General features: G+C 54.8%; 24 protein-coding genes and 1 riboswitch. Of the genes, 17 read left to right on the top strand and 7 right to left on the bottom strand.

What is annotated here, in order from left to right; all coding sequences use genetic code 11:
• Window positions 1–221 precede the first annotated feature (221 nt).
• Genes EDF81_RS15485 through EDF81_RS15475 form a run of 3 tightly spaced genes read left to right on the top strand, consistent with a single transcriptional unit; the run spans window position 222 to window position 3371 of the window.
• The gene (locus EDF81_RS15485; protein WP_123348994.1) at window positions 222–1364 is read left to right on the top strand and encodes a slipin family protein; all 1143 of its coding nucleotides are present in this window, start codon (window positions 222–224) and stop codon (window positions 1362–1364) included.
• Entirely contained in the window at window positions 1354–2580 is a 1227-nt protein-coding gene (locus EDF81_RS15480; protein ID WP_123348993.1) for an RtcB family protein, read from the top strand. The genes EDF81_RS15485 and EDF81_RS15480 overlap by 11 nt, the downstream gene beginning before the upstream one ends.
• Window positions 2581–2585: 5 nt before the next feature.
• A complete protein-coding gene (locus tag EDF81_RS15475; RefSeq protein ID WP_123348992.1) occupies window positions 2586–3371 on the top strand; it encodes a nucleotidyltransferase domain-containing protein in 786 nt (261 codons plus the stop codon).
• A gap of 38 nt (window positions 3372–3409) precedes the next feature.
• Here EDF81_RS15475 and lysC read toward each other — a convergent pair whose 3' ends face one another.
• Window positions 3410–4771: a lysine-sensitive aspartokinase 3 gene (gene lysC, locus EDF81_RS15470; RefSeq protein ID WP_123348991.1), complete on the bottom strand. Its 1362-nt coding sequence runs from the start codon at window positions 4769–4771 to the stop codon at window positions 3410–3412.
• 88 nt (window positions 4772–4859) lie between these two features.
• A riboswitch (Lysine riboswitch) is annotated at window positions 4860–5080 on the bottom strand.
• A gap of 290 nt (window positions 5081–5370) precedes the next feature.
• Between lysC and pgi the strand changes: the two genes are divergently transcribed.
• The 5 genes from pgi (at window position 5371) to EDF81_RS15445 (ending at window position 11159) form a co-directional block, all read left to right on the top strand.
• A complete protein-coding gene (gene pgi, locus EDF81_RS15465) occupies window positions 5371–7020 on the top strand; it encodes a glucose-6-phosphate isomerase (protein ID WP_123348990.1) in 1650 nt (549 codons plus the stop codon).
• A 363-nt stretch (window positions 7021–7383) separates the two neighbouring features.
• Window positions 7384–7626, top strand: a complete 243-nt coding sequence (gene yjbE, locus EDF81_RS15460; protein WP_123348989.1) for an exopolysaccharide production protein YjbE — start codon at window positions 7384–7386, stop codon at window positions 7624–7626.
• Window positions 7627–7689: 63 nt separating this feature from the next.
• Window positions 7690–8328, top strand: coding sequence for a YjbF family lipoprotein (locus EDF81_RS15455; protein ID WP_123348988.1), 639 nt, complete (start codon window positions 7690–7692; stop codon window positions 8326–8328).
• Window positions 8325–9062, top strand: a complete 738-nt coding sequence (locus tag EDF81_RS15450; RefSeq protein WP_123348987.1) for a capsule biosynthesis GfcC D2 domain-containing protein — start codon at window positions 8325–8327, stop codon at window positions 9060–9062. Before EDF81_RS15455 ends, EDF81_RS15450 begins: the two co-directional genes overlap by 4 nt.
• Window positions 9063–11159, top strand: coding sequence for a YjbH domain-containing protein (locus tag EDF81_RS15445; protein ID WP_123348986.1), 2097 nt, complete (start codon window positions 9063–9065; stop codon window positions 11157–11159).
• A gap of 50 nt (window positions 11160–11209) precedes the next feature.
• On the opposite strand, the gene EDF81_RS15440 is transcribed toward EDF81_RS15445, so the two are convergent.
• Entirely contained in the window at window positions 11210–12076 is an 867-nt protein-coding gene (locus tag EDF81_RS15440) for a LysR family transcriptional regulator (protein ID WP_184999492.1), read from the bottom strand.
• Between the two features lie 269 nt (window positions 12077–12345).
• Here EDF81_RS15440 and EDF81_RS15435 point away from each other — a divergent pair, with 269 nt between their 5' ends.
• A complete protein-coding gene (locus EDF81_RS15435; protein ID WP_123348984.1) occupies window positions 12346–13452 on the top strand; it encodes a carbohydrate-binding protein in 1107 nt (368 codons plus the stop codon).
• Between the two features lie 105 nt (window positions 13453–13557).
• Window positions 13558–13863, top strand: coding sequence for a putative holin (locus EDF81_RS15430; RefSeq protein ID WP_123348983.1), 306 nt, complete (start codon window positions 13558–13560; stop codon window positions 13861–13863).
• Window positions 13864–13932: 69 nt separating this feature from the next.
• Here the strand turns inward: EDF81_RS15430 and EDF81_RS15425 are convergent, their stop codons facing one another.
• The gene (locus EDF81_RS15425; protein WP_123348982.1) at window positions 13933–14490 is read right to left on the bottom strand and encodes an Ail/Lom family outer membrane beta-barrel protein; all 558 of its coding nucleotides are present in this window, start codon (window positions 14488–14490) and stop codon (window positions 13933–13935) included.
• Window positions 14491–14731: 241 nt separating this feature from the next.
• A complete protein-coding gene (locus EDF81_RS15420) occupies window positions 14732–15244 on the bottom strand; it encodes a GNAT family N-acetyltransferase (RefSeq protein WP_123348981.1) in 513 nt (170 codons plus the stop codon).
• Between the two features lie 118 nt (window positions 15245–15362).
• Between EDF81_RS15420 and psiE the strand changes: the two genes are divergently transcribed.
• Window positions 15363–15773 (top strand): phosphate-starvation-inducible protein PsiE, encoded by a 411-nt coding sequence (psiE, locus tag EDF81_RS15415; RefSeq protein WP_123348980.1) that lies wholly within the window; start codon window positions 15363–15365, stop codon window positions 15771–15773.
• A gap of 83 nt (window positions 15774–15856) precedes the next feature.
• On the opposite strand, the gene malG is transcribed toward psiE, so the two are convergent.
• The 3 genes from malG to malE form a co-directional block, all read right to left on the bottom strand.
• A complete protein-coding gene (gene malG / locus EDF81_RS15410; protein WP_123348979.1) occupies window positions 15857–16747 on the bottom strand; it encodes a maltose ABC transporter permease MalG in 891 nt (296 codons plus the stop codon).
• Between the two features lie 12 nt (window positions 16748–16759).
• Window positions 16760–18304, bottom strand: a complete 1545-nt coding sequence (malF, locus tag EDF81_RS15405) for a maltose ABC transporter permease MalF (RefSeq protein ID WP_123348978.1) — start codon at window positions 18302–18304, stop codon at window positions 16760–16762.
• Between the two features lie 71 nt (window positions 18305–18375).
• Window positions 18376–19566 (bottom strand): maltose/maltodextrin ABC transporter substrate-binding protein MalE, encoded by a 1191-nt coding sequence (gene malE / locus EDF81_RS15400; RefSeq protein WP_123348977.1) that lies wholly within the window; start codon window positions 19564–19566, stop codon window positions 18376–18378.
• A 370-nt stretch (window positions 19567–19936) separates the two neighbouring features.
• Here malE and malK point away from each other — a divergent pair, with 370 nt between their 5' ends.
• From malK to EDF81_RS15365, 6 genes are all read left to right on the top strand, one after another.
• Window positions 19937–21073 carry a maltose/maltodextrin ABC transporter ATP-binding protein MalK gene (gene malK, locus EDF81_RS15390; protein WP_123349075.1) on the top strand — a complete coding sequence of 379 codons (1137 nt, stop codon included), beginning with the start codon at window positions 19937–19939 and terminating at the stop codon, window positions 21071–21073.
• Between the two features lie 13 nt (window positions 21074–21086).
• Window positions 21087–22424, top strand: a complete 1338-nt coding sequence (locus EDF81_RS15385) for a maltoporin (protein WP_123348976.1) — start codon at window positions 21087–21089, stop codon at window positions 22422–22424.
• 99 nt (window positions 22425–22523) lie between these two features.
• Window positions 22524–23435, top strand: coding sequence for a maltose operon protein MalM (gene malM, locus EDF81_RS15380; RefSeq protein ID WP_123348975.1), 912 nt, complete (start codon window positions 22524–22526; stop codon window positions 23433–23435).
• Between the two features lie 189 nt (window positions 23436–23624).
• Window positions 23625–24122: a chorismate lyase gene (gene ubiC / locus EDF81_RS15375; protein WP_123348974.1), complete on the top strand. Its 498-nt coding sequence runs from the start codon at window positions 23625–23627 to the stop codon at window positions 24120–24122.
• A 13-nt stretch (window positions 24123–24135) separates the two neighbouring features.
• On the top strand, window positions 24136–25005 hold the full coding sequence (gene ubiA, locus EDF81_RS15370; RefSeq protein ID WP_123348973.1) for a 4-hydroxybenzoate octaprenyltransferase: 870 nt from the start codon (window positions 24136–24138) through the stop codon (window positions 25003–25005).
• Window positions 25006–25155: 150 nt separating this feature from the next.
• Window positions 25156–26109, top strand: coding sequence for a DKNYY domain-containing protein (locus EDF81_RS15365; RefSeq protein ID WP_123348972.1), 954 nt, complete (start codon window positions 25156–25158; stop codon window positions 26107–26109).
• The last annotated feature ends 30 nt before the right edge of the window (window positions 26110–26139 follow it).

The raw sequence follows: 26139 nt of genomic DNA, 5'->3' as shown, positions 1-26139 counted from the left end.
AGCGGTAAGACATTTTGCGAAAAGTCGGTTTCCACGGGTTCGAATCCCGTATTCGCGCACCTCTATCCAAAGAGATAAACAGGTGTACCCGGTCATCGGGCCGTTAACGATGACCTCTCACGACCGCCGGTAATGATGCCGGGTCGCAGGCAAAACGTTGTTTCCCCTGCGGCTTCGCCCCTGCATCCGTGGTCGTTAAGGCAAAAATTAAGGAAAACAGAATGACAAAGAAAATCACAATACGAAAAGGTCAGCTGGGCTTACTGGCAAAAGAGGGCGATTACTATCAGGTTCTGGAAAGCGGTGAACATCGTCTTTCATGGTTTAGCGTGCCGAAAGTGCGGGTGGTGAACCTCGACGGCAGCGAAGTGGAAACCGGACTGGCTGAGTATCTGCGTCGCTTCCAGCCGGGCTGGATTGAGCAATACTGCCTGGTGGCCGATATGACAGATAACGAAGCGGGCGCCCTGTACAGCAACGGCATATTGCAGGAGATCCTGCCACCTTCGACCCGTCGCCTGTACTGGAAAGCGGATGAGACATTAAAGCTGGTCCGTCTGGATACGCGTGAGGTGAGCGTACCCGCTGAGATCCTCAATGCGGTACTGCAGCCGAAGCGCGGTAATAGTATCAAAGGCCGCGATACTATTCTGACGGTTCAGGTTCCGGCATGGCACGTCGGTGTCCTGAAGGTGGATGGTGAAACCCAGGCGCTGCTGTCGGCAGGTCTGAGCGGTTACTGGAAGGTGAACCATCTGGTCGAGGCTGAGGTGGTGGATCTGCGCCTGCAGGTGCTGGAAGTCAGCGGTCAGGAGATCCTGACCAAAGATAAAGTGACCCTGCGGCTGAACCTGGCGGCGAACTGGCGCTATACCGACGTGCTGAGCGCCTTTGCTCAACTGAGCAAACCGCTGGACCATCTTTATCGCGAGCTGCAGTTTGCGCTGCGCGAAGCGGTGGGCACGCGTACGCTTGATGAGCTGCTGGAAGATAAGCAAATTATCGACGAAGTGGTGAGCGTGCAGGTTGCAGAACGTATGGCCGCCTTTGGTATTGAAGTGGCGTCGCTGGGTGTGAAAGACGTCATCCTGCCCGGCGAGATGAAAACCATCCTGTCGCGGTTAGTGGAGGCGGAAAAATCGGCGCAGGCAAATGTGATCCGCCGCCGGGAAGAGACGGCCGCGACCCGTTCGCTGCTGAATACGGCGAAAGTGATGGAAAGCAACCCGGTCGCGCTGCGACTGAAAGAACTGGAAACTCTGGAGCGTGTTGCGGAACGCATCGATAAGATCTCGGTCTTCGGTGGTCTGGATCAGGTTCTGCACGGTCTTGTTAACATTAAAGGAGCGCATGATGGCGCATAACGAATATCAGCTGATGGCGCAGGAAAACAGCGCCCCGGTAAAAATGTGGACCCACGGCGTGCCCGTGGAGCCGGAGGCGCGGGAGCAGCTTCTGAATACGGCAAAAATGCCCTTTATCTTCAAACATCTGGCGGTGATGCCGGATGTGCATCTCGGTAAAGGTTCAACCATCGGCAGCGTGATCCCGACCAAAGGGGCCATTATCCCTGCGGCGGTGGGTGTGGATATCGGCTGCGGAATGATTGCCGTGCGCACCTCCCTGCTGGCCGGGGATCTGCCCGATAACCTGAGCGGACTGCGTAGCGCGATTGAGCAGGCGGTGCCGCACGGGCGCTCGGTGAACCGTTCGAAGCGGGATAAAGGTTCGTGGGAAACGCCGCCAGATATCGTGGACAGTCACTGGGCGCAGCTGGCCCCGCGTTTCAAACGCCTGACGGATAAATATCCGCAGCTGCTGAAGACCAATAATCACCAGCATCTGGGAACGCTGGGAACCGGTAACCACTTTATTGAAGTCTGTCTGGATGAGCAGCAGCGGGTATGGGTGATGCTCCACAGCGGGTCGCGTGGCGTAGGTAATGCGATTGGCAACGTGTTTATCACCCTTGCTCAGCAGGATATGCAGCAGCATATTGCCAACCTGCCGGACAGAAATCTGGCGTACTTCCAGGAGGGCAGTCTGCACTATGACGACTATCTGGAAGCCGTTGATTGGGCACAGGATTTCGCCCGTCATAATCGGGAAGTGATGATGTCGCGGGTATTGGCCGCGCTATCAAAAATTGTCACTAAGCCCTTTATGACGCAGCAGGAAGCGGTGAATTGCCACCATAACTATGTCCAGAAAGAGACGCACTTTGGTGAAGAAGTCCTGGTCACGCGTAAAGGCGCGGTCTCGGCGCAGAAAGGGCAGATGGGGATTATTCCCGGTTCGATGGGCGCGAAAAGCTTTATTGTGCGCGGGCTTGGCAACGAAGAGAGCTTCTGTTCCTGCAGCCACGGTGCGGGACGTACTATGAGCCGTACCGCCGCGAAAAAACGTTTTACCGTTGAAGATCAGATCCGCGCCACCGCGCACGTAGAGTGCCGTAAAGACAGCGACGTGATCGATGAGATCCCGATGGCGTACAAAGACATTGATGCCGTGATGACGGCCCAGTCAGCGCTGGTCGAAGTGGTCCATACCCTGCGCCAGGTGGTGTGTGTAAAAGGATAAGAGAAATGGAATATGAGAGTGTTGATGCCACCATGCGCGCACGCGTCAGGCAGGCATTGCAGGAGGTCGAGAAAAAATATGGCGTGAGGGTGCTCTACGCCTGCGAGTCCGGCAGTCGCGGCTGGGGGTTCGCCTCCCCGGATAGCGACTACGACGTGCGGTTTTTATATGTACATCCGCCGAAGTGGTATCTGCGCGTGGAGCCGCAGCGGGATGTGATCGAACTGCCGATAGACGATGAACTGGACGTCTGCGGCTGGGAGTGGCGCAAGGCGCTGGGGCTGCTGAAAGGCGCGAACCCGACGCTGATCGAGTGGCTGGATTCGCCGGTGGTCTATCAGCAGGACGATGCGGTACTGGCCGCGCTGCGTGCTCAGGTTCCGCACTGGTTTTCACCGGTCAGGGCGCGCTGGCACTACTACTCGATGGCGAAAAAGAACTTTCGTGGCTACCTGCAGGATGCAGAGGTGCGGCTGAAGAAGTATTTCTACGTGCTGCGTCCGCTGCTGGCGGTTCGCTGGATAGAGGCCGGGAAAGGAATGCCGCCGATGCGTTTCGCCACGCTGCTTGACGGTAGCGATCTGACCGCACCTCTGCGGGCTGAGATAGATGCATTGCTGGTTTTAAAGCAGAAAGCCGGGGAAGCACAGTACGGTCCGCGCAGGCCGCTGCTGCACGCGTTTATCCAGGCAGAGCTGGCACGAGGGGAAGTGGCGGATGCCCTGCCTGAGAGCCGCAGCGGAAACGTCAGGGAGCTAGACCATCTGCTGTATCAGACGGTGATGGCGTAAAAAAGGCCCGGAAAGCTTCTGCTGCCGGGCCTTTTCTTTTACTCGAACAGATTGTGGTGCAGCGTCTGAACCACCTGCTCGGCTTCCGTTCCCGGTACCAGGAAACAGAGGTTATAGCTGGAGGCACCGTAGCAAATCATGCGGATATTAAACGGATCCAGCACGCCAAAGACCTCTTTACCCACGCCGCAGGCTTTTGACAGGTTGTTGCCAATCAGGGCGATCAGGGCCAGATTCTCTTCCACTTCAACGCGGCAAAGCGAAGAGAGCTCCGTGAGCAGCGCCTGGGTCAACAGGGTATCGCCAGTGGAGGTGGAACCCGTCGTATCGAGGGTCAGCGCCACGCTCACTTCAGAGGTCGTGATCAGATCCACGGAGATATTGTGTCGCGCCAGGATGCCGAACACCTCCGCCAGGAAACCACGGGAGTGCAGCATATTCAGGCTGTGCAGCGTCAGCAGGGTCTGGCGGCGACGCAGGGCCAGGGCGCGGAACAGCGGCGGATTGGCGGTTTTATTACAGACCATCGTGCCACCGGCTTTCGGATCTTTGCTGGAGCCAACAAACACCGGAATATCGCTGCGTACGGCCGGTAACAGGGTTGCCGGGTGCAGAACTTTCGCGCCGAAGGTCGCCATTTCGGCGGCTTCTTCAAAGGCGATTTCATCAATGCGTTTTGCTGCCGGTACCACGCGCGGGTCGGTGGTGTAGATGCCCGGTACGTCGGTCCAGATATCCACGCGGCTGGCGTGCAGGGCTTCGCCAAGCAGGGCGGCGGTGTAATCGCTGCCGCCGCGGCCAAGGGTGGTGGTGCGGCCTTTGGCTTCGCTGCCGATAAAGCCCTGGGTAATCACCATGCCTTCGTCCAGACGCGGGGCCAACTGCTGGGTTGCCAGCTCGGAAAGAGCGGCGATGTCCGGTTCGGCACGGCCAAAGCGATCGCTGGTGCGCATCACTTTACGCACGTCAAACCACTGGGCCTGAACGCCGCGCTCGCGCAGCACCTCAACAAACAGCAGAGTCGACATCAGTTCGCCGTGGCTCACCAGTTCATCCGTCAGGGCGGTGGAGGTGGCCAGCGATGCGGCTTCTGCCAGGGTGGTGATATTTTCCAGCAGGCGTTCGATCTCTTCGCGGATCACGTTCGGATTAGAGAGCCGCTCAAGAATATCGAACTGAATTTTTCGGATGGCGTCGAGCTTTACAAAGCGCTCGGTGGCTTCCGGGCCTTCCGCGAGAGCAACCAGCAGGTTGGTGATGCCCGCAGAGGCGGACAGAACGACCAGACGGGTATTCGGATCGGCAAGCACGACATTAGCGCTGTGGTTCATGGCAGCAAAATCGGCCACGCTGGTGCCGCCGAATTTGGCGACGACAAGTGATGAAGCTGGGTGATTCATTGTTATACAACCTCGTGTCAAGTATTCAGCCATGGCACAAGGGAAGAGCGATATACGGGGTAGACGCAGAAGGAAAAACCACTACGGTACACCCAGAAGTGCTCCACCTTGTCTGCCCGCATCCGTTATTTTCGCGGGCAAGAAACGACCGACCGGGAACGTTTCTGGTGACAACCCAGAGGATTCAGCCCCTGTAGCCGATAGTGAAAGCTGCCGGGCATTCACCACCTCGGCGTTGTTCCCCCTCCAATGTCTTCAATGAACCGGCTTCTCGACATTTTACCTGGACAACGCGCCTCTTCTGGCAATTACCAGCACCTTTCTTAGCGCGAAAAGCGTTGGTAATACACTTATCTGCATAAAGCAGATAGCACAGGTATAAATAAAGGGTTCGCGCAGGAGAGTCAACGTTACGATTATGCGTATTTTTCATGGTCGGAGGGCGGCGAGAAAAATGACTAATAACCCTCGTGTTTGCAGCGTTTTTGACCGGGCTTCAAAGGGCATCGGGGTAAGCGCACAAAATCCATCGCAAAACATTCGTCAGGCGCTACAATCGACCTCAGTCGACATTTTTAAATCAAAATAGAGTATTGCTAATGAAAAACATCAATCCCAAGCAGACCGCTGCCTGGCAGGCATTACAGAAACACTATGACGACGTAAAAGACGTAACCATTGCAGAACTGTTCGCGAAAGATGCGGATCGTTTTAGCAAGTTCTCCGCCACCTTCGGCGACCAGATGCTGGTCGATTTCTCCAAAAACCGCATTACCGAAGAGACGCTGAACAAACTGCAGGCGCTGGCGAAAGAAACCGACCTGGCCGGTGCGATTAAGTCCATGTTCGCCGGCGAGAAGATCAACCGTACTGAAGACCGCGCTGTGCTGCACGTGGCGCTGCGTAACCGCAGCAACACGCCGATCGTGGTTGACGGCAAAGATGTCATGCCGGAAGTGAATGCGGTGCTGGAGAAGATGAAAGCCTTCTCCGAAGCCATTATCTCCGGTAGCTGGAAAGGCTACACCGGCAAAGCGATTACCGACGTTGTGAACATCGGCATTGGCGGCTCCGACCTCGGCCCGTTTATGGTGACCGAAGCGCTGCGCCCGTACAAAAACCATCTCAATATGCACTTCGTGTCCAACGTCGATGGTACCCACATCGCCGAAGTGCTGAAAAAAGTGAACCCGGAAACCACCCTGTTCCTGGTCGCCTCTAAAACCTTCACCACTCAGGAAACCATGACCAACGCCCATAGCGCGCGCGACTGGTTCCTGAAAACGGCGGGCGATAACCAGCACGTGGCAAAACACTTTGCGGCGCTCTCCACCAACGGAAAAGCGGTGGGCGAGTTTGGTATCGACACCGCCAATATGTTTGAATTCTGGGACTGGGTGGGTGGCCGTTACTCCCTGTGGTCCGCCATTGGCCTGTCCATCATTCTGTCCGTGGGCTTCGACAACTTTGTTGAACTGCTCTCCGGTGCGCACGAGATGGATCGGCACTTTGCGACGACCGATGCGGAGCACAACCTGCCGGTGCTGCTGGCGCTGATCGGTATCTGGTACAACAATTTCTTCGGTGCTGAAACCGAAGCTATCCTGCCGTATGACCAGTATATGCACCGCTTTGCGGCCTACTTCCAGCAGGGCAATATGGAGTCCAACGGCAAATACGTTGATCGCAACGGCAACGCTGTGGATTACCAGACCGGTCCGATTATCTGGGGTGAGCCGGGCACTAACGGCCAGCATGCGTTCTATCAGCTGATCCATCAGGGCACCAAAATGGTCCCGTGCGACTTTATTGCGCCGGCCAATACCCATAACCCGCTGTCCGACCATCATCCGAAGCTGCTGTCTAACTTCTTCGCCCAGACTGAAGCCCTGGCCTTCGGTAAAGCGCGCGATGTGGTTGAGCAGGAGTATCGCGATCAGGGTAAAGACCCGTCCACGCTGGACCACGTCGTTCCGTTCAAAGTGTTTGAAGGTAACCGTCCGACGAACTCCATCCTGCTGCGTGATATCACACCGCGTAGCCTCGGCGCGCTGATTGCCCTCTATGAGCATAAAATCTTTACCCAGGGCGCGATCCTCAACATCTTCACCTTCGATCAGTGGGGCGTAGAGTTGGGTAAACAGCTGGCGAACCGCATTCTGCCGGAGCTGGGCGACAGTAAAGAGGTTGCCAGCCACGACAGTTCCACAAATGGCTTAATTAACCGTTATAAGGCCTGGCGTGACTAATTAAACCTGATAAATAATGCCGGTATATTACCGGCATTATTTTTATCAGAAGATTCTTGTTGCCTGTGTTCTTAGGTGAAATTCAACGCTGAGCTTTTTCTGAAAAATATAAAACCCCACCGTTTTATTTTCTGCCATTTTCGGAATATACCGATATGTGCTGTTGATGTTTGTATTTTATCCATTTGATTTTGTTTGGTTTTTACTTCAATAAAATACCCCGAATTTACTCCCCGTTCATTTATCCTAAAACCCCTTCGCTATTTAGACACGCCGCAAACAGCCTGCTTTAGTTGTGTATACTCAACCCCGCCTGGATCCTTTTCAGGTAACTCTCCATTCATTCAATGAAGGGAAATTGTTATGAAAAAAGCACTGTATGGCATTTTTGCCATAGCTGCGCTTGCGGCGACTTCTGTCTATGCAGCACCGGTTCAGGTTGGTGAAGCAGCAGGGTCGGCAGCGACGTCTGTGTCTGCCGGTAGTTCTTCGGCAACCAGCGCCAGCACCGTAGGTTCAGCAGTCGGTGTCGCCCTGGCGGCTACCGGTGGCGGTGATGGTTCCAATACCGGAACCACGACCACCACAACAACCAGTACCCGGTAATTACGGGGATATTAACCATAACCACACTTCGGTGTGGTTATTTTGCCCCTCTGGAGAAGAGTCGTGAAGCGACCCGCAATCATTCTGCTTTGCCTGCTACTTCAGGCATGCTCGGATTCCACTCAAGGTCTTGGACATTCCCTTCGGGAAAGCCTGTTTGGCGCAGACGGTATACAGCTCACCGATGACGATATTCTCAACATGCCCTACGCCAGCCAGTACATGCAGCTTAACAACGGCCCACAGCTGTTTGTGGTGCTCGCGTTCTCGGAAAACGGGCAGCAGAAATGGGTGACGCAGGACAGAGCGACCATTGTGACCCAGCGTGGTCGTATCGTAAAAACGCGACTGCCCGGTGACAATCTGATTGAGGTCAACAACATTGCGGCCGATCCCCTGGCGAAACCGAATCAAATTATCGATGGGGCCGAATGGGTCCGCACGATGGGCTGGACCGAATATCAGCAGGTGCGCTATGCCACGGCCCGCTCCGTGTTTCGCTGGGACGGTACCGATACCCTGACGCTCGGCAGCGATGTCACCGAGGTTCGCGTGCTTGAAGAGGAAGTTTCAACGGATAACGCCAGCTGGACCAACCGTTACTGGGTTGACAGCGAAGGGCAAATCCGCCAGTCCAGACAGTATTTAGGGGCGGATTACTTCCCGGTTGAGACCACGCTGATTAAGGCGGCCAAAGAATGAAAATAATACCGGCAGCACTGCTCTTTTCTCTTTTTGCCTCATCGACGGCCTTTGCCGCTGGCAACGTTGAGGTCTTTACCGCAGACAGCAAAGAACCCATCAAACTGACCGGCGCCGAGCGTCTGGTCGATCTGGTCGCCCAGCCCCGGCTGGCGGAAAGCTGGTGGCCTGGCGCGGTTATCGCCGAACGCCAGGCAACGGCGGTGGCGGAAAAGCGGCATCAGGCGCTGCTGACGCAGCTCGGCTCGCTTGCCACCGAAGAGGGCGGTGACGATGGCGCGGCCATTCAGGCGCTGCGCCGTCAGCTTGAGGCGATTAAGGTCACGGGCAGGCAGCTTGTGCCGCTCGATCCTGATGTGGTCCGGGTCCGACCCAGGACCAATCCGCCACTGCAGGGTGAATACACCCTGTGGGTGGGGCCACAGCCATCGACCGTTACCGTCGTGGGGCTTATCAGCGGGCCGGGCAAAAAACCATTTACGCCAGGCCGTGACGTGGCGGACTACCTCGATGAGATGGACCTGCTAAGCGGGGCCGAGCGAAGCTATGCCTGGGTGGTGTATCCAGATGGCAGGACGCAGAAGGTGCCCGTGGCCTACTGGAATAAACGCCACGTCGAGCCTATGCCTGGCAGCGTCATTTTTGTGGGATTCGGCGACTCGCTGTGGACTAACAAATGGGAAGCGCTGAACGCCGACATTCTTCACTCCCTGACGCATCGGATACCGGATTAAATGAAGAAAACATACCTCTATAGTCTGCTGGCGCTGGGTGTAAGCGTCGCCTGCCATGCTGAGACGTATCCGGCTCCGGTGGGCCCCTCTCAGTCTGATTTCGGTGGAGTCGGCCTGCTGCAGACGCCGACCGCGCGGATGGCACGAGACGGCGAGCTGAGCCTTAACTATCGCGATAACGATCAGTATCGCTACTATTCCGCGTCGATCCAGCTGTTCCCGTGGCTGGAAACCTCCCTACGCTATACGGATGTGCGAACCCGCCAGTACAGCTCCGTTGACGCCTTCTCCGGCAATCAGAGCTATAAAGATAAAGCTTTCGACCTCAAACTGCGGCTGTGGGAAGAGGGATACTGGCTGCCGCAGGTTGCCGTCGGCGCGCGCGATATCGGCGGTACTGGCCTGTTCGATGCCGAGTATATCGTGGCGAATAAAGCCTGGGGACCGTTTGATTTCTCTCTCGGTCTGGGCTGGGGCTATCTGGGAACGTCTGGCAATATTTCTAACCCGCTGTGCAGCTACAGCCAAAAGTACTGCTACCGTGACAACAGCTACGGTCAGGCCGGCTCTATCGACAGCAGCCAGATGTTTCATGGTCCCGCTTCGCTGTTTGGCGGGGTAGAGTATCAGACGCCGTGGCAGCCGCTGCGCCTGAAGCTGGAGTATGAAGGCAACAACTATCAGCAGGACTTTGCCGGCAAGCTCCCGCAGCGCAGCAATTTTAACGTCGGGGCCATCTACCGGGTGGCCGACTGGGCGGACGTCAACCTGAGTTACGAGCGGGGCAATACGGTGATGTTTGGCTTCACCTTGCGTACCAACTTCAACGATTTACGCCCGAGCTATAACGATAATGCCCGTCCGCAGTACCAGCCTCAGGAGCAGGATGCCATCCTGCAGCACACGGTAGTAGCTAATCAGTTGACCCTGCTGAAATACAACGCGGGGCTCGCCGATCCGAAAGTGGAAGTTAACGATCACACGCTGTACGTCACCGGTGAGCAGGTGAAATATCGTGAGTCGCAGGAAGGCATCGAACGTGCGAAGCGCATCATGATGAACGATCTGCCGGACGGGGTTCACACGCTGCGCATTACCGAGAACCGCCTGAATATGCCTCAGGTGACCACGGAGGTGGACGTGGATAGTCTGAAGCGCCATCTGGAAGGTGAGCCGCTGGGGCATGAAACCGAACTGGTGCAGCAGCGCGTGACGCCTGTTGTCCCGGATACGACGGAGCAGGGCTGGTATATCGATAAGAAAAGCTTCGATTACCATTTTGATCCGGTCCTTAACCAGTCTATCGGTGGACCGGAAAGCTTCTATATGTACCAGCTCGGGGTTATGGGCACTGCGGACTGGTGGGTGACCGACCATCTGCTGACCACCGGTAGTCTTTTTGCCAACCTGAAAAACAACTACGGTAAATTTAACTATACCAACCCGCCAACGGATTCCGCCCTGCCGCGTGTGCGTACCTACGTGCGCGAGTATGTAGGTAACGACATTTACGTGAATAACCTGCAGGCCAACTATTTCCAGTATCTGGGGAATAACTTTTACGGGCAGGTTTACGGCGGCTATCTGGAAACCATGTACGGCGGCGCGGGAGCTGAACTGCTGTGGCGTCCGGTAGACGGTAACTGGGCCTTCGGCATTGATGCCAACTATGTGAAACAGCGTGACTGGCACAGTGCGAAAGAGATGATGAAATTCACTGACTACAGCGTGAAAACCGGCCACTTTACCGCTTACTGGAATCCTTCCTTCGCGGATAATGTCTTGATTAAAGCGAGTGTAGGGCAGTATCTGGCGGGTGATAAGGGCGGCACTCTGGAGGTGATGAAGCACTTTGACAGCGGCGTAGTGGTTGGCGCTTACGCCACTATCACCAACGTCTCGGCGGAACAGTACGGGGAAGGCGATTTTACCAAAGGCGTCTACGTTTCCGTGCCGCTGGATCTCTTCACGTCCGGCCCGACCCGCAGTCGGGCGGCGATTGGCTGGACGCCGCTGACGCGTGACGGTGGCCAGAAACTGGGTCGTAAATTTGACCTCTATGATCTCACCAGCGATAAGAGTATCAATTTCCGCTAACGAATACGGTATCTGCCCCGGAAGTGGGGCAGATGCCGTTATGGCGTCTTTTACACTATCTCGGCAACCTGTCTTGAGATATCTTCATTGTCTTTAAGAAAATAAACATGCGTTTTCAGACTAATATTGACCTTCACTTTATTCATGGGTGAGGGTACTGGAGTGTTTTTGTGTTGTTTGTTGGCTAAAGGGGATGTTTCATTAATAATAAAAGCGGCATTGCCTGATTCAATCAGGTTAAGATAGGGAATGAAACTATTAACAATGAGGATGTCGGCATTAGGGTATGACGTGCAAATATAGTTCGATATTTTATTCAGGTTATCCTGATCAATAGTTTTTTGTTCGATGATGAAAATGGTTTCGATGCTTTTATCTTTTATTTTTCTTTCGAGATCGTTATGGTACGTTAGCCATAAAGGTTCTGAGTTGAGTTCCATAAAAGAGATGCGTTCATGACGAATAACCCTGTGCGAGAACAATAATTCAATGTCCTCTGCCAGTAGTTTATCAAGCGCAGTGTCTTTATTGCATTCATAATATAGCACATGATTGACTTCTTTATTTCCTCTGAAATATTCGATAAACTTCTTTATCACCGACTGACTCAGCAGTTCTATGCCGATTTTTAGCGATTTTATTTTATTTTCATCGCATTTTTTACTCTTGTAGGTCTTCTCAAGAACGGCCATTTGTTCATGGCAGGGAAGGATATCCTCATAAAAGGCGCGCCCCTTCTCCGTCAGTACAAAATCGTTTTGCATTCTGACAAAAAGTTTAAAGCCGACCCAGTTTTCAAGAATTTTTATCCTTCGGGAGACGGGTGAAGCGGTCAGATTAAGAGATGTGGATGCGGTTTTTATATTCTTTTTTTTTGCGACTTCTATAAATGATTCAAGAGTTCGGGATGTCAGCAATTTTATGACCCTCATTTATATGGAAAAAAATAGATTCCGGTCATGATGATGTGATGTCGAAAGGAAAATCAATAAACGAATATTAAAGCAAAATGAAAAAGATTATTTTTTATTCTTCTGCTAATTTTTGCACTGGCCAATTGTCTTTTTTGAATTTGGCTTATGCTGCATATCGAGGAATAATCATCTGGACTTCATCAAAAATCTGATGTCAGGATTAAAGGCGTTAAATACAAATGTAAAATAAATAATTCTATTTGAGGCTCTATATGAATGAAAATATTATGATGGGATTCTGGCATAACTGGCCATCCTCATCAGAACAGGGTTGCTGCGGGGGCAAATCCAGGGAAGTGACGCTCACGGATATCCCGCAGGAATATAATGTGATCGCCGTCGCTTTTATGAACGTCATCGACGGCAGTGAGGATCCTGTTCCTGACTTTAAACCGTACAAAGGAACGGAGTCTGAGTTTCGTCAGCAAATTGAAGTACTGCACAATCAGGGGCGCAAGGTCATCATCTCTTTGGGCGGTGCAGAAGCGCATATCGAATTACATGCCGGAGATGAGCTGGCGCTGGCGACGCGGATTAAGGCGCTGGTCGATAAATTCAGCTTTGATGGTCTGGATATCGCTCTCGAGAAAAAGGCGATGACTGCGGCGGACAACAGGACGGTGATCCCTGCTGCTTTGCGGATGGTCAAGGATTACTACCGCGCCCTTGGGCAACGTTTTATGATCAGCATGAGCCCGGCATTTCCTTTTCTGACCCTTGAGAGTGAGTATGTGTCCTGGATTAATGCGCTGGAAGGGTATTATGACGTTATGGTGCCGCAATATTATAACCAGGGCGGTGAGGGTGTGCTGGTTGATGATGTGGGCTGGATTGTACAAAACAGCCATGCCACGAAGGAAAATTTCCTCTACTACCTGACCGAAAGTCTGCTTACCGGGACCCGCAATTTTATTCAGATCCCTCATGAAAAACTGATTATCGGATTGCCAGCAAACAGTGATGCAGCGGCAACGGGCTATGTTGTCGAGCCTCAGGATATGAAAAACGCACTGGCGCGCCTGAAAGCGAAAGGCCTATCGATTCGTGGATTAATGGCATGGTCGGTCAACTGGGATGCGGGCACAAGCGCCGGTGGCGAGGCCTATAGCTGGGAATTTATCCGACGTTACGGCGGCCTGATGGGGGGAAAAATGACTCCGCCTCCGGTGCCGGATGTGCCTGAATGGAGGCCGGGATTGTACTACACCGATGCCGACGTTGTTTGCTGGAACGGGAAAGAGTGGATCTGCGTCATGCCGCACGACTCCGATATCTTCTGGACCCCGGAAAGAGCGAGCAGACTCTGGAATCCCTGCTGATCCTCCTGCCTTGATCCCTCAGCGTTTTCTGCGCCAGATGAAGCACAGGGTTGCTGTTTGTACTCATTTTCCTGGCCGTTTTATATAAAGCGAAGGGGCCCTAAGATGATTCACTCTTTTGATAAGTTTTATGATTCGGTTATCGCTGCCGCTTTCTCAGGGGCTGCGCTTTATACGCTTATCCAGCGTAATTTTGATGGTCGAAAAAAATGTATTATTTTTATGACTTCATTTTTTATGGGGATTGAAGGTGCGGACACCGCCGTATCGCTGCTGGATTCATACCTGCCAGGCTCTGTCCATATTGGTCGATCGATGGGGGCGTTTATTAGCAGTGTGCTGATCGTCAAGATTGCCATGATTGCAATCTCGCAGGCGGAAAATTTCTTGAATAAAAAGGACAAGAAATAATCTATTTCCTCGATTCGACACACAGGCATATATCAATGCAGCCGGGCACATTAGCCCGGCTGAAATTTATCAGAAACGATAGCCCACGCCGACATTAAAGCCATTGATGCTGTGGTTACCATCGAGGTTGGCTTTAGTGCCTTCATATCCTGCAGTGATGGATAAGTTTGTCATCGGGTTCACGATAATACCGGCGCCCCAGGCGAAGTTGGTTGATTTCCCGTCAAGGCTTCCGCCTTCGGTGAAGCCATCATCGTAATCCACCCGGTAAGAGCCGCTGGCTTTGGTATGTGCAACACCGCCGAGGGCATAGAAGGACACATAGTCATTAACGCGGTAAGCCGGGCCGGCCATCAGTGAGTAATAGTCCACGTCAACCTGACTGCTGATAAGGTCCTGCTCATCGTACTCGCTGACACTCTCATCCCCTTTCATCCAGGTAAAAGAACCGACGATGCTAACCGGAGAGTCAAATTCATAGCGATACTGCAGATTCACACCACGAATATTTTTAAAGTCCTGGACTTTGCTCTGCGCATAGCCGACAGAGAATGTATGGTCATCAGCCAGCACCGCGCCGCTGCTCATTCCTGCGGTCAGCAAGATAGCGAGAGTGATTTTTTTCATTGAGTCAGTTCCTTTTGGACGGGGAATAATAAATTAATAACGTAAGGTCGAAATAGTTTTCTCGATCGTGGTCCGCACGTAAATATTTTGACAGCGTGCCGACGCGGGCGGCGATAATAATATATCGATGTCCGCGTCAGCAACTGCCAATATTGGGCCGGAATTTACTATTATTCCTATTGTTTTGTCGTTGGCATTTATTTATTACTAAGGATAATCTTAATTATTGGCGGCGCCGTCGCTAAATTTCCATTCCCAGAATATGTAGCGTGCTTTGTTGTGAGGCGGTGCTGAATAGGGTGTCTTTTAGATGCACCATGCCCTGGCGCTGGTAAAAACGCCTGGCCTGGGGATTGCTGGACAGGACTTCCAGCCATAGCCAACTATCGCCCTCGATTTTGGCCCGCTGAATGACCCCGGTGATGATCTCTTCGCCATAACCTTTTCCCGTCTCATCGGGCAGAAGATAGAGCTTGTGGAGTAGGGTGCCGGTTGGCCCCTGTGGATCAATCGGCTGATGGCAGGAATACTTCGCAAAACCCACCGGTCGCTCATTATCTGCAGCGATAAGCCAGTGACTGGTACTTCCGGCGAGGCTGTGCACAAGGGCATCAACGCCATACTCCTGACTCAGAAAGGTAGCCAGCTCAGCGGGCGAAACCCATAAATGGGCAAAATGGTGGCGGTAGCTGGTAAAGCCCATTTCACTGAGCAGCGGGGCATCTTCCGGCCGTGCATCGCGGAGCGTCATCATAGTTTTTCATCCCTGGGTAAGCGAGTGAGCAGCATGAACAAGATATAAGCAAAAAATGTAGATCTGGATCACATCTTTGCGCTATACAGAAGGCTAGCCACAGAGAATGAGGTGTTTTATGACGTCGCTGCCCCGTCCACGCGTTGAGTTTATCTCAACGATTCTACAGACCGTGCTCAACCTTGGCCTGCTGAGTCTGGGGCTGATCCTGGTCGTCTTTCTCGGCAAAGAGACGCTGCATCTGGCGGACGTACTGTTTGCGCCGGTGCAGACCAGCAAGTATGAGCTGGTGGAAGGACTCGTGGTTTATTTTCTGTACTTTGAGTTCATCGCGCTGATTGTGAAGTATTTTCAGTCAGGCTATCACTTCCCGCTGCGCTACTTTATCTATATCGGTATCACGGCGATCGTCCGACTGATCATCGTCGATCACACCTCACCGATGGATGTGCTGATCTACTCCGGAGCGATCCTGCTGCTGGTGATCACGCTCTGGCTATGTAACTCCAAACGCCTGAAACGTGAATAAAAAAAGGGCGGCCCGTAGGCCGCCTGAAAACGATCACAAGTTAGGGATAAAAGTTGAGGGTTACCGCTTTCTAACGATGAAACTTAACCTTTCACACCGCCTGCCGTCAGACCATTAACCAGCCAGCGCTGGGCCAGCAGGAACACCAGGGTTATCGGAATGGCAGAGAGTACCGCCGCAGCGGCAAAATCGCCCCACAGGTAGTTTTGTGGGTTCAGATATTGCTGCATCCCGACCGCCAGGGTGTAGCTGTCCACGTCCCGCAGCAGCAGCGAGGCCACCGGGACTTCGGTGATGGCGGCGATAAACGACAGAATAAAGACGACAGCCAGGATCGGCACTGACAGCGGCAGCAATACCAGCCTGAAGGCCTGCCACGGCGTTGCGCCATCCAGCGCCGCCGCTTCTTCCAGCGAACCGTCAATAGTTTCGAAATAGCCCTTAATCGTCCATACATGCAGCGCGATACCGCCAAGATAGGCGAAGATCACCCCACCGTGCGTATTAAGACCAATAAACGGAATGTACTGGCCAAGCCGGTCGAACAGGGCATAGAGCGCCACCAGGGAAAGCACCGCCGGGAACATCTGGAAAATCAACATCCCTTTCAGCAGGGTCGCCTTGCCGGAAAAGCGCATACGGGCGAAAGCGTAGGCACAGGTGGTGGAGAGGGTGACGATACCCGCCGCGGTGATCCCGGCGATTTTTACCGAGTTCCACAGCCACAGCAGAACCGGGAAGGGCGGCGGGGTGACCCGCCCGTCAGCGTGCTCAACGCTAAAACCTAATGCCAGACGCCAGTGCTCCCAGGAGATCTGCTCCGGGATCAGGCTTCCGGTCGCAAAGTTCCCGCTCCTGAGCGAGATAGCAATCACCATCAGCAGCGGGAACATGATGGCCGCAATAAAGAGCAGCAGGCCCAGATGCGTCAGCAGCAGGCGCAGCTTCTGCGATTTTGGTCTCACCATAGCCATTGTCTTTTCCCCTTAATCAAACTTCATGCGCGTGGCTTTAAGATTGACGATAGCCAGGGCGCCAACCAGCAGGAAGATCAGCGTGGCGATCGCCGCCGCCAGCCCGAAGTCCTGTCCGCCACCGCCTTCGAAGGCGATACGCCAGGTGTAGTTCACCAGCAGGTCCGTATAGCCTGCGGGCGTGGTTGTGCCGAGACGATCCGGTCCGCCGTTGGTCAGGAGCTGGATAAGCACGAAGTTATTAAAGTTAAAGGCGAAGCTGGCAATCATCAGCGGCGTCAGCGGCTTGATCAGCAGCGGGAAGGTGATGCGGAAAAAGTTTTGCAGCGGCCCGGCGCCGTCCATTGCCGAAGCTTCATACAGATCGTCGGGGATCGCCTTCAGCAGGCCCATGCAGAGGATCATCATATAGGGGTAACCCAGCCAGGTATTGACGATCACGATCATGCTGCGGGCGGTGGTGGGATCGCTAAACCAGGCCGGTTTGATCCCGAACAGCGTGCCCAGCAGCATATTGATCTCACCGAAACTCTGGTTGAACAGTCCTTTAAACACCAGAATCGAGATAAAGGCAGGCACGGCATAGGGCAGGATCAGCAGCACCCGATAGACCGCCTTGCCGCGCAGCGCTTCCCACTGTACCAGGCAGGCCAGCACCATGCCGACGGCGACGGTGAGCACCACCGTCAGCACCGAGAACACTATCGTCCAGGCAAAGATGGCGAGGAAGGGCTTCTGGATCCCTTCGTCAGTAAAGACGCGGGTAAAGTTATCCCAGCCGATGCTGACCGTATAGCCGGGGCTGAGTTTTTCGCTGGCCCAGCTTTCATCCGCGGCCAGCGCCTGATAGAAGCCGGTGGTGTTATTTGGGCGATATTGCACGCCGCTCTGGTTGTTGGTCAGGGTTCCGTTCTCCGCCAGCTGGTAGAGCGGCCGGGTGCCGGAAAACTGACGCAGAGAACTCATCACCACGTTGCTGTCGTCGGGCAGCACGGCGGTTATCTGATTCAGGGCCTGTCGATTCTGGGTGATTACGCGAAGGTTAGCGCGCTCTCCTTCAGGCACGGCTGCGGATTCGCGTAACGGGAGTTTTTGCTCGCCGCCGAAGGTAAAAGCGTCGGAGATATAATTTTTACCGCTCTCTCCATCGCTCAATGCCAGCCGCCATTTATCCCGCTCGGGCCAGATCCCAAAGTTGTAAGTCTTGCCCGCCTGATAAGTGCGGTCCAGCAGCACCTGCTGCGCGCGCTCGAAAGTCAGCTGGTTGGTACTGCTGTAGTTGGTGAAGGCGATGGCGATGGTACAGATCAGCGGGAAGATGACGAACAGCCCCATTCCGGCGACGCCGGGATAAACATAGCGCCATGCGTAGGCCTTACGACGGGCAAAAATGTAAAGGCCAACCGAGCTTAAAATCAGCGTCATGATGGCAAACAGGTATTCCCCCTGGGCGTACATCAGCACCACAAGATAGCCTACTAACAGGCCGAGCAACGCTATCACTGACCACTTCAGCCTCTCGCTTTGCCACCAGCGCATCTTTTTAACGACATCCATGGGGATAATCCTCTACCGCGATTTAACAATCCTCACCCCGCCTTACGGGAAGGCGGGGGAACAACATATGATTACTTCTTGATACGACCCTGCGCATCCTGCAGCGCGGCATCGACGGTCTGGCGACCGCTTGCTGCGTTGATGACCGCGGTCTTCACGGCATACCAGAAGGCGGACATCTGCGGAATATTCGGCATGATTTCGCCTTTCTGGGCGTTATCCATGGTGGCGGCAATCCGCGGATCTTTCGCTAACTGCTCCTGGAACGATTTCAGCGCCACGGCGCCCAGCGGTTTGTCCTTGTTCACCACGTCCAGCCCGGCATCGGTCAGCAGGTAGTTTTCGAGGAACTCCTTCGCCAGCTCTTTGTTCGGGCTGGCGGCGTTGATCCCCGCACTCAGCACGCCAACGAAGGGTTTAGAAGGCTTGCCCTTAAAGGTTGGCAGCAGCGCAACGCCGTAATTCACTTTGCTCTTCTCGATATTTGCCCACGCCCAGGGACCGTTAATGGTCATGGCCGTCTCACCTTTGTTAAAGGCCGCCTCGGCAATGGAGTAGTCGGTGTCGGCATTCATATGCTTGTTTTTAATAAGATCGACCAGGAAGGTGAGACCCGCTTTTGCCCCGTCGCTGGCCACGCCGACGTCTTTGACGTCGTATTTACCGTCGGCGAATTTAAAGGCGTAGCCACCGTCAGCGGCGATCAACGGCCAGGTGAAGTACGGCTCCTGCAGGTTAAACATCAGGGCGCTCTTACCTTTTGCCCTCAGGGTTTTATCCAGAGCAGGGATCTCTTCCCAGGTTTTAGGCGGTTCCGGCAGCAGGTCTTTGTTGTAAATCAGCGACAGGGCTTCGACCGCCACCGGGTAGGCAATCAGTTTGCCGTTGTAGCGCACCGCGTCCCAGGTGAAGGGATAGAGTTTGTCCTGGAAAGCCTGGTCGGGTGTGATTTCGGTCAGCAGGCCGGACTGGGCGTAGCCACCAAAGCGGTCATGGGCCCAGAAAATAATGTCCGGGCCATCGCCGGTGGCGGCAACCTGCGGGAATTTCTCTTCCAGTTTATCCGGGTGCTCAACGGTGACTTTAATCCCGGTATCTTGCTCAAACTTTTTACCAACCTCGGCCAGGCCGTTATAGCCTTTATCGCCGTTGATCCAGATAACCAGCTTACCCTCTTCAATTTTGGCGAGGGCCGAGGCGGAAAACATCATCGTAGTCAGTGCCGACAGCGCAAGGATGCGAGCGCCAGTGGTGATTTTCATTTATCCCGTCCTTCTTGGTGATGTGCTCGTGGATACACAGGGAGTGCTTAACGTTACCCAGTTTGCGGATTTCGCAAGCCCTTTCCATCCTCCTGAACCCTACGCCCCACCGCCTGTTTATGTGATCTCCGTTGCATAACGGGGAGTTATGCGTATCAGCGCACAGAAATACGCGGCCATTTTTGCCACTCCCATCACGAAACTCCCCCGTCAACATCCGAGCCGGTGGCAGAGCCCGTGCCGTCATCCTCCCGTCTCCTCCCCCATTAAAAACCCCGGGGCGGAGGATTTGCCCGGCCGGACAATCGCCCATAGTCGGCCCATCTTGAAAGTTTCTGTCGACGACAGGTTGTCACGAAGGGAGAAAGGCATGGCGAGCGTACATCTGCGGAATGTCACCAAGGCCTGGGGAGACGTGGTGGTATCGAAAGATATCAACCTCGATATCCAGGAAGGGGAGTTTGTGGTGTTTGTCGGGCCATCCGGCTGCGGCAAATCGACCCTGCTGCGCATGATCGCGGGCCTGGAAACCATCACCAGCGGTGACCTGATGATTGGCGACAAGCGGATGAACGACATTCCTCCTGCGGAACGCGGCGTTGGCATGGTGTTCCAGTCCTACGCCCTCTATCCCCATCTGTCGGTGGCGGAAAATATGTCCTTTGGCCTTAAGCTGGCCGGCGCGAAAAAAGAGGTGATTAACCAGAAGGTCAATCAGGTGGCCGAAGTCCTCCAGCTGGCGCATCTGCTGGAGCGTAAGCCGAAAGCGCTATCCGGCGGTCAGCGCCAGCGCGTTGCCATTGGCCGGACGCTGGTGGCGGAGCCGCGTGTTTTCCTGCTGGATGAGCCTCTCTCCAATCTTGATGCCGCCCTGCGCGTTCAGATGCGCATTGAAATCTCCCGGCTGCATAAGCGGCTGGGGCGCACGATGATTTACGTTACCCACGATCAGGTCGAGGCGATGACCCTGGCCGACAAGATTGTGGTGCTGGATGCCGGTCGGGTGGCCCAGGTGGGCAGGCCGCTGGAGCTGTATCACTATCCGACCGATCGCTTTGTCGCCGGTTTTATCGGTTCGCCAAAGATGAACTTCCTGCCGGTTAAGGTCACCGCTACCGCTATTGACCAGGTCCAGATTGAGTTGCCCAACCGCCAGCAGGTCTGGCTCCCGGTAGACAGCAGCCGGGTACAGGTCGGCGCCAATATGTCGCTGGGGATCCGCCCCGAGCATCTTCTGCCGAGTGAGATCGCCGACGTCACGCTGGAAGGCGAGGTGCAGGTCGTCGAACAGCTTGGTCATGAAACACAAATCCATATTCAGATCCCCGCCATTCGTCAAAACCTGGTGTACCGCCAGAACGACGTGGTGTTGGTAGAAGAGGGTGCCAGCTTCGCTATCGGCTTGCCGCCAGAGCGTTGCCATCTGTTCCGTGAGGATGGCACAGCCTGCCGTAGGCTGCATAAAGAGCCGGGCGTCCAGGCACCCCATAACAACGAAAAGCAATGACTCAGGAGAGAGAATGATGATAACTCTGCGCAAACTTCCGCTGACGGTTGCCATCGCCGCGGGCATTTTGTCTGCTCAGGCTGGCGCGCTGGATTTTAAAGGCTATGCCCGTTCCGGCATCGGCTGGACCGGCAGCGGCGGTGAACAGCAGTGTTTCCAGGCCACCGGAGCACAAAGTAAATATCGTCTCGGTAACGAGTGTGAAACCTACGCCGAACTGAAGCTGGGCCAGGAAGTCTGGAAAGAGGGCGATAAGAGCTTCTATTTCGATACCAACGTCGCCTATTCCGTCGCGCAGCAGAACGACTGGGAAGGCACTGACCCTGCGTTCCGTGAAGCGAACGTCCAGGGTAAAAACCTGATTGAATGGCTGCCGGGCTCCACCATCTGGGCCGGTAAGCGTTTCTATCAGCGTCATGATGTCCACATGATCGACTTCTACTACTGGGATATCTCTGGTCCCGGTGCCGGTATCGAAAATATCGATCTCGGTTTCGGTAAGCTCTCTCTCGCCGCGACCCGCTCCACCGAAGCCGGTGGCTCCTCCGCATTTAACAGTAATGATGTCCGCGACTACGTGTCCAAAACCGCCAATGACGTCTTTGACGTGCGTCTGGCCGGGCTGGAAACCAACCCGGGCGGTACCCTGGAACTGGGTATGGGCTATGGTCGCGCCAATACGCGTGACGACTATCGTCTGATCGACGGGGCGGCGAAAGATGGCTGGATGTTTACCGCCGAGCATACTCAGAGCATGCTGAAGGGCTTTAACAAATTCGTGCTGCAGTATGCGACCGACTCGATGACCTCCCAGGGTAAAGGGCTGTCTCAGGGCTCCGGCGTGGGCGTCAGCGACGATATTGCCTATGACGTGAACAACAACGGTAGCCTGTGGCGCGTGATCGATCACGGCGCAATTTCGCTGGGTGAACGCTGGGATCTGATGTACGTCGGCATGTACCAGAACGTCGACTGGGATAATAACAACGGCACCAAATGGTGGACCGTCGGCGTGCGCCCGATGTTTAAATGGACGCCGATCATGAGCACCCTGCTGGAAGTGGGCTATGACAACGTTAAGTCCCAGCGTACCAATGACACCAACAATCAGTACAAAATCACCCTTGCCCAGCAGTGGCAGGCGGGCGACAGCATCTGGTCCCGTCCGGCCATTCGCGTCTTTGCTACCTACGCCAAGTGGGACGAGAAGTGGGGCTATGCGCCAGCCGGTAACAGCACTATCGCCGGTTTCGATCCGGGTAAAGCCTACAGCAACACCTCCGCCAACACCTTTAGCCGTGGCGACAACGATGAGTGGAGCTTCGGTGCCCAGATGGAAATCTGGTGGTAAGACACGTTTAACCGAGAGAGGGGCGTAAGCCCCTCATTTCCGGGAGGCGCGCGCTATTGCCTGGCTACCGCTGCCCCCGCGCTATTAAGGGTGATAACAATGAAAATGAAAAAACGTCTCGTTGCTCTCTGTTTGTCTGCGAGCCTGCTGGCCGTCGTGCCCATCGCCAGCCTCGCCGACGTTAATATCGTGCCGCAGAATACCAGCGCGGCGCCCGCGATTCCGGCTGCGGCGCTACAGCAGCTGACCTGGACCCCGGCCGATCAATCCCGTAGCCAGACGGCGAATTTAGCCACTGCTGGTCAGCGGCTGGATATCTCCGGCATAACCGGGCCTGTCGCCGCCTGGAGCGTGCCCGCCAATATTGGCGAGCTGACCCTCACGCTTGCCAGCGAGGTTCAGAAACGTAGCCAGGTCTTTGCGCCCAACGTACTGATTCTCGATGAGAATATGCATCCGGCGGCCTTTTTCCCCGCCAGCTATTTCACTTACCAGCAGCCCGGCGTGATGAATGCTGACCGTCTGGAAGGGGTGATGCGTATGACTCCAGCCCTGGGGCAGCAAAAAATCTATGTGCTGGCGTTTACCACCGACAAGGATTTACAGCAGACCACGACCCTGATTGACCCGGCCAAAGCCTATGCTCAGGGCGCAGGAAACGCGGTACCGGACATTCCCGATCCGCTGGCCCGCCATGTCACCGACGGCGTGCTGACGCTGAAAGTGAAAGCCAGCAGCAGCTCAAGCGTGCTGGTGGGGCCGCTCTTTGGCTCTTCCGCACCGGGGCCGGTGACCGTGGGCAATACTGCTGCTCCGGTGGCTGCGCCTGCGCCGGCCTCGAAGCCTGCGCCGGTGCTCAACGATACCGAAAGCTATTTCAACCAGGCGATTAAGCAGGCCGCCAGCAGCGGCGATATTGATAAGGCCCTGAAATTGCTGAATGAAGCCGAGCGCCTGGGCTCAACCTCTGCCCGTTCGACATTTATCAGCAGTGTAAAAGGCAAGGGGTAAACTCTCCCCGCAGTGCTGATTTTCAGGCTCTGGCCTTTCGGTGCGCCCGGTGTGGCGCATCTTTTTTCCTCTTTCCGACCCCGCTGTTGCATCTCTGTTGCGCTTTTGATCGCCAATCGACGTTTGCCCGCACCCACTCAGGCTTTTCTGCGATACAATGCTGTTACCTTATGTTCCGGAGAGTCATCGATGTCACACCCTGCGCTTAAGCAGCTGCGCGCGCTACGCTATTTTGATGTTGTCCCCGACCTGGATCCGCAATTGCTGGAGTGGCTGTTGCTGGAGGACTCAATGACCAAACGGTTTGAGCAGCAGGGGAAACGGGTTAGCGTGACGGTGGTGCAGGAAGGGTTTGTGACCCGCGATGAGGCGACGGAAGCGCTGGCGCTGCTTCCCGATGAGCCGCGATACTGGCTACGGGAAATTATCCTGTGTGCCGACGATGTGCCCTGGCTGGCCGGGCGTACCCTGGTGCCAGCCTCAACGCTTTCCGGCCCCGAACTGGCGCTGCAACAGCTGGGAAAAACGCCGCTGGGGCGCTATCTTTTTACTGCCTCCACGTTAACCCGGGATTTTATTGAGATTGGCCGCGAGGGCGAGCTGTGGGGACGACGTTCCCGTCTACGGCTGAGCGGTAAACCGCTGCTGCTGACCGAACTGTTTTTACCCGCGTCGCCGTTGTACTGAGAGGAAGAAGAAAATGGAGTGGAGTCTGACGCAGAACAAGCTGTTGGCGTATCACCGCCTGATGCGTACGGATAAGCCGATTGGCACCTTTTTGCTGCTGTGGCCGACGCTGTGGGCGCTCTGGCTGGCAACATCTGGCGTGCCGCCGGTGTGGATCCTGGTCGTATTTGTGGCGGGCGTCTGGCTGATGCGCGCGGCGGGCTGCGTGGTCAATGACTATGCGGATCGCAAGATTGACGGCCATGTGAAGCGTACCGCCAATCGGCCAATGCCCAGCGGCGCGGTAACGGAAAAAGAGGCACGCAACCTGTTTGTGCTGCTGGTGGTGCTGTCATTTCTGCTGGTGCTGACTCTCAATACCATGACCATCCTGCTCTCCGTCGCGGCGCTGGCGCTGGCCTGGGTTTATCCGTTTATGAAACGCTACACCCATTTGCCGCAGGTGGTGCTGGGCGCGGCGTTTGGCTGGTCGATTCCGATGGCCTTTGCGGCGGTGGGTGAAACCGTGCCGCTGAGCTGCTGGCTGCTGTTTCTGACCAATATTCTGTGGGCCGTTGCCTACGATACGGAATATGCGATGGTCGATCGCGACGACGATCTGAAGATCGGCGTCAAATCGACGGCAATCCTCTTTGGTCGCTACGACAAGCTTATCATCGGCATTCTTCAACTGGCGGTACTGGTCCTGATGGTGCTGGTGGGCTGGCTGAACGCGCTGGGTGGGATATTTTACGCGGCTGTCGCGGTCGCCGGGGCGCTGTTTATCTGGCAGCAGAAGCTGATTGCCGGACGCGAGCGTGACGCCTGCTTTAAAGCCTTTATGAATAATAACTACGTGGGCCTGGTGCTATTCCTCGGCCTGGCGATAAGTTATCTGCACTAATTATTGATTCTCGGGGCTGCTCCTCTGCGGCCCCAGCCTTCCTTTGTTCATACTACCCATCCTGATAGTGTGGTTTTTTGCGCTTATTGTTTAAAATCAGCTCAATATCAAACGGCGCAGTCATCGCCTCAACACAGAAAAGGACATTCAATGAGCACTTCCCCTTTCGCCCGCGCTTTGACGCTGGGTGCCTTTACGTTACTCACCGCACAGCATGCGTTTGCCGCAGAAGACGATAACGTCAAGCCTCCCTATAAGGCCGCGGGTGATATCGTGGTATACCAGCCTTCCAGCAATGTCGATCCCGAGCTGGTACCCTATGCCGAGTCCGGAGATTTTAAGATCCTCTATCGCGAAGGAAGCACCGCCGTGGCGCGCTCCGGCAATAATTACTACTGCAATGCGGTAAAATTACCGGCGGGATTCGATCCTGCCTCTGCCCGGATGGTCGACGACTTTGTGCTCTTTGAGGGCAAGGCCTGGGCCGATTGTAAACCGCTGGATTACTCCCTCGATGCCGGGAAGTTTGCAGCGCTCGACTTCCCTTTCTATAGCGACGGCAAAGTTGTACTCACCGTGACGGGTGAGCGCATAAAGGACGCTGATGGCGCCAGCTTTGAGACCCTGGCGCGTAATCAGGCCAAAGATAAAAATCACTACTATTTTATGGCCAGTGAAGATGTGATCCTGCCGTATAAGCGTAGCGCCAGTGCCTATGCGCCATGCTATGGCTGGGGAAATGTCGATGGCACGATGCACTATGAAGGTAAGCCTCGTCCTGATGTCGACAGTGAAAGCTTTACCTGTTTTTCATTCAGTACTGCCGCAGATAAGCACGGTTTTTACGCCGGTGGCAAACCACCGCAGGCCGTTATCCCGGCAGGTGTAAATGTACGGGCGATCAAACCGCTTGCTGAAAATATTCTGAGTGACGGCAAGCATGTCTGGTTTGTGGGTATTGAAGCCACGCTGCTGACCGGAATCAATGCCGGGAAAGTCAGCTGGAAGGAGACAATGGACGGGAAAAAAATTACTGACGGCGTTAACAGCTGGGAATGTACCTCGTCGCAAACCAATGACGAGCCGACATGTAATAAGCTGTAAGCCCTATCGAAAAGAAAAGGGCGGGTTCGT

The organism is Enterobacter sp. BIGb0383 (genome assembly GCF_003751845.1).
Lineage (GTDB): Bacteria > Pseudomonadota > Gammaproteobacteria > Enterobacterales > Enterobacteriaceae > BIGb0383.
This window is presented reverse-complemented; position numbering and strand designations above follow the sequence as displayed.